The organism is Streptomyces sp. 8K308 (assembly GCF_004348315.1).
GTDB lineage: Bacteria > Actinomycetota > Actinomycetes > Streptomycetales > Streptomycetaceae > Streptomyces.
This window is the reverse complement of record NZ_SMKC01000491.1, coordinates 1-4047: the sequence shown is the minus strand read 5'-3', so window position 1 is coordinate 4047 and position 4047 is coordinate 1. Positions and strand designations below refer to the sequence as shown.

General features: G+C 75.6%; 4 protein-coding genes. 1 reads left to right on the top strand and 3 read right to left on the bottom strand.

From position 1 onward, the window contains the following. Positions 1-137: 137 nt before the first annotated feature. The 3 genes from E1265_RS34570 to E1265_RS34560 are packed head-to-tail and all read right to left on the bottom strand — an operon-like array spanning position 138 to position 2778. On the bottom strand, positions 138-1013 hold the full coding sequence (locus tag E1265_RS34570; RefSeq protein ID WP_132934910.1) for an amidohydrolase family protein: 876 nt from the start codon (positions 1011-1013) through the stop codon (positions 138-140). Then, a complete protein-coding gene (locus tag E1265_RS34565; protein ID WP_132934909.1) occupies positions 1010-2014 on the bottom strand; it encodes an aldo/keto reductase in 1005 nt (334 codons plus the stop codon). The genes E1265_RS34570 and E1265_RS34565 overlap by 4 nt, the downstream gene beginning before the upstream one ends. Then, a complete protein-coding gene (locus E1265_RS34560) occupies positions 2011-2778 on the bottom strand; it encodes a FadR/GntR family transcriptional regulator (RefSeq protein WP_132934908.1) in 768 nt (255 codons plus the stop codon). Before E1265_RS34560 ends, E1265_RS34565 begins: the two co-directional genes overlap by 4 nt. Before the next feature lie 209 nt (positions 2779-2987). Here E1265_RS34560 and E1265_RS34555 point away from each other — a divergent pair, with 209 nt between their 5' ends. Continuing rightward, entirely contained in the window at positions 2988-3764 is a 777-nt protein-coding gene (locus tag E1265_RS34555) for an SDR family oxidoreductase (RefSeq protein ID WP_132934907.1), read from the top strand. Positions 3765-4047: the final 283 nt, after the last annotated feature.

Here is a 4047-nt window from a genome sequence, read left to right as displayed (position 1 = left end):
TGCCGGAGCCAACCATGGCGAAGCCTTCAACCCATCATCGATACGGGCATAGAGTGCTGTCGCGAGGGTGTCCACATCTGTCTTCACACGCCGACATTGGACACCCTCGCATCATGCCCGCAGGCCACCCCTTGGACTCATTCATCTAGGCGTCCCGGCGGCGTCGGCAGCCGGTAGGCGCGCGCCGCCACGCCGCCGAAGACCCCGGCCCGCTCGGCCGGGCTGAGTGCCGCGGTCAGCTCCTCGGCCGCCGCCACCACCTCGGCGTAGGAGGCGGCGAGCAGGCACACCGGCCAGTCGGAGCCGAACATCAGCCGGCCGGGCCCGAACGCCGCGAGAGCCGTCTCGGCGTACGGCCGCAGCGCGGCCACGGTCCACCCGGCGTGGTCCGCCTCGGTGACGAGCCCCGACAGCTTCGCGTACACGTTCGGCGCCCCGGCCAGCTCCCCGAGCAGCCCGGCCCAGGGCTCCCTGCGGCCGGCCGCGATCGGCGGCTTGGCCAGGTGGTCGAGGACGAAGGTGAGCCCGGGCAGCGCCCGGACCGTGTCGACGGCGGCAGGCAGCTGGTGCGGCAGCACCAGCAGGTCATAGGCCAGCCCGGCGGCCGCCACGGCAGCCAGGCCACGCCGCACGTCGGGCCGGCAGAGCCAGCGATCGTCCGCCTCGCCCTGGACCAGGTGCCGCACCCCCACCAGCAGCTCGCCGCCCGGGCCGGCGCGCAGCTCCGCCAGTCGCTCGCCCACCGCGGCGCCCGCGGTCAGGTCGACCCAGCCCACCACCCCGGCGACCAGCTCGCTCCCGGCCGCCAGCGCCAGGAACTCGGCGGTCTCCGCCGGATCGGGCAGCACCTGCACCAGCACCGTGCCGGTCACCCCGGCGGCCGCCGCCGGGCCGGCGAGGTCGCCGAGGCCGAAGTCGCGGCGGATGGCGGCGCTCTCCTGGCCGTCAAGCCAGTGGTGCGGCCGACGCCCCAGGTCCCAGACGTGGTGGTGCGCGTCGATCCTCGGCGTCATCGGTCCGCCTCCGGCGCCCACGGCCCGCCCGGCGCCGGCCGGTCGAGTTCGGCCCACAACTCCTCGGGGATCTCGGCCGCCGCGTGGCCGGCGTTGGCCGCCACCTCGGCCGCGCTGCGCGCCCCGACGAGCACCCCGCTGACCGCCGGGTGGCGCAGCGGGAACCGCAGGGCGGCGGCGGCGAGCGGCACCCCGAAGCCGGCGCAGACCTCGGCGAGTCGCCTGGCCCGCCGCAGCGTCCCTGGCGGCGTCGGCGCGTAGTCGAAGGTGGCCCCTGGGCCAGGATCGGCCAGGACGCCGCTGTTGAACACCCCGCCGACCAGCACCCCGACGCCGCGCTCGGCGCAGCGCGGCAGCAGGCCGTCGGCCGCCTGCCGGTCGAGCAGCGAGTAGCGGCCCGCCACCAGCACGCAGTCCACGTCAGTCTCGGCCACGAACCGCTCCAGCATCGCGGTCTGGTTCATGCCGACCCCGATGGCCCGCACCGCGCCCTCGGCACGCAGCGCGGCCAGCGCCGGATACGCCTCCCGCACGGCCGGCTCCCAGTGGTCGTCCGGGTCGTGGATCAGCACCAGGTCGAAGGCGTCGAGACCGGTGCGCTCCAGGCTCTCGGCCAACGAGCGGCGCACCCCGTCCGCCGAGTAGTCCCGCACCCGCACCAGGGGCGGCGCCCCGAAGAAGCCCTCGTCCCCGGCGGGCGCGGCGCCGGGGCGCAGCAGCCGGCCGACCTTGGTCGACACCACCACCTCGGCGCGCGGCACCCCGGACAGGAAGGCGCCGAGCCGCTCCTCGGCGAGCCCGGCGCCGTAGTGCGGAGCGGTGTCGAAGTAGCGGATGCCGCACTCCCAGGCCGCCTCCAGGGTGGCCGCGGCCTGCTCCTCGTCCACCGCGCGGAACAGGCCGCCGATCGGTGCCGTGCCGAGGCCGATCCGCCCGACGGTCACCCCGGAGGCGCCGAGCGTCCCGCCGGACGGCGCGTCTGAGTGCTCGGGGAAGCTCATGGTTCCTCCAGTTCGCTCGCGGCGTCGCCAACAACCGTGCTTGAGACAGAGCTTGAGACGGCGTCCGAGACGTCGCGCGGCAGGGATTCCTCCAACTGCCGCCGCAGCCAGCGCTCGGTGCTGCTCACATGGACCAGCGCCGCCGCCTCGGCCAGGACCGCGTCCCGGTCGGCGAGCGCGTCGACGATGGCCTGGTGTTCGGCGAGGGCGCGGTCCGCGGCGCCGTCGTCCACCAGGCCGCGCCAGACCCGGGCCCGCAGGGTGCGACCTGCGATCCCGTCGAGCAGCGAGCTCAGCGTCTGGTTCCCGGTGGCCGCGACCACCGCGCGGTGGAACGCCGCGTCGTGCTCGATCAGCGCCTCGATGTCGTCCCTGGCCGCCCGCATCGCCGCCACGTGCCCCCGCGCCGACGCCAGTTGGGCCGGGGAGATGCGGACCGCGGCAAGCCCTGTGGCCACCGGTTCCAACAGCCGCCTGACCTCGGTGAGTTCGAGCAGCGTCTCGCCGCGCAGCAGCTCCACGGCCTCGCCGATCCCCTCCAGCAGCAGCCGGGGTTCGAGGCTGGTCACATAGGTGCCGTCGCCCCGGCGGATCTCCAACACCCGGGAGACCACCAGCGCCTTGACCGCCTCCCGGGTCAGGTTCCTGGAGAGGCCGAGCTCGGCCGCGAGCCGCTGCTCGGGCGGCAGCTTGGCGCCCGGCGGCAACGCGCCCGACCGGATCAGCTCCCGGATCCGCGCGATGGCTCCGTCGGTCAGCGACACGGGTCCTGACCGTAGCAGTGGCATCCCATGTCCGACAGTCCCCGCGCACCAACTCGTGACTCGCGACGGCGCGTTGAGCTGGGGGTTCGGCAGGGGGTCTGGACGGCCACGCCCCGGCGGCCTATAAATCGATCCCATGTCCGCGGTGACCGTCACCGGCGGGCCGGCGCCGGCCGCCCCGCCGCAGGACCCGTCTGGAGGACCCCGGCATGACCCACCCCGACGACCTCACCGGCCTGTCGGCCCTCGTCACCGGCGGTGCCTCGGGCATCGGCCTGGCCACCGCCACGCTGCTCGCCGCCCGGGGCGCCAGGGTAGCCTGCCTCGACCTCGCCCCCGAGGTCCCGGAGCCGCTGCTCGGCATCCGCGTCGACGTCGCCGACGACGACTCGGTGCGGGCCGCCGTCGACCGGGCCGCGGCCGAACTCGGCGGCCTCGACATCGTCGTCAACAACGCCGGGATCGGCGCCCTGGGCACCATCGAGGACAACCCGGACGACGAGTGGCGCCGGCTGTACGAGGTCAACGTGCTCGGCGTCGTGCGGACCACCCGCGCCGCCCTGCCCCACCTGCGGCGCTCCGCGCACCCCGCCGTCGTCAACACCTGCTCCGTCGCGGCCACCGAGGGGCTGCCGGCCAGGGCCCTCTACTCGGCGACCAAGGGCGCGGTGCTCGCCCTCACCAGGGCGACGGCCGCCGACCTGGTCGCCGAGGGGATCCGGGTGAATTGCGTCAACCCCGGCACCGTGGACACCCCCTGGGTCGGCCGGCTGCTCGCCGCCGCCCCCGACCCGGCGGCCGAACGCGCCGCGCTCGAGGCCCGCCAGCCCACCGGTCGCCTCGTCACCCCCGAGGAGGTGGCGGCCGCCATCGCCTACCTCGCCGGCCCGGCCGCCGGCGCCACCACCGGCACCGCGCTCGCCGTCGACGGCGGCATGGCCGGCCTCAGGACCCGCCCAAGGCCGGCCGGTCAGGCCGGGGCCTGACGCCCCGCACGCCACGCCGGGCGGCCCACCCGAAGGAGCGAATTCGCCGGCCGTCCCGTGGACGCCGGTGGCCGTGGCCGGATGGTTCCGCGCGCCGTCCGTTACCACTCTTTGTCGCCCATTGGCATAGGAACGTCCGGACCAGGTAGCCATACTGGGTGGGAGTGGGGGCGGTACTCAGCCGGCGACAACGGGGGCGAGACGGGCGATGGCGGAGCGCGCGTTGATCCACGGCCGCTACCAGCTGCTCGAGCTGATCGGGCGGGGCGGCATGGGGGAGGTC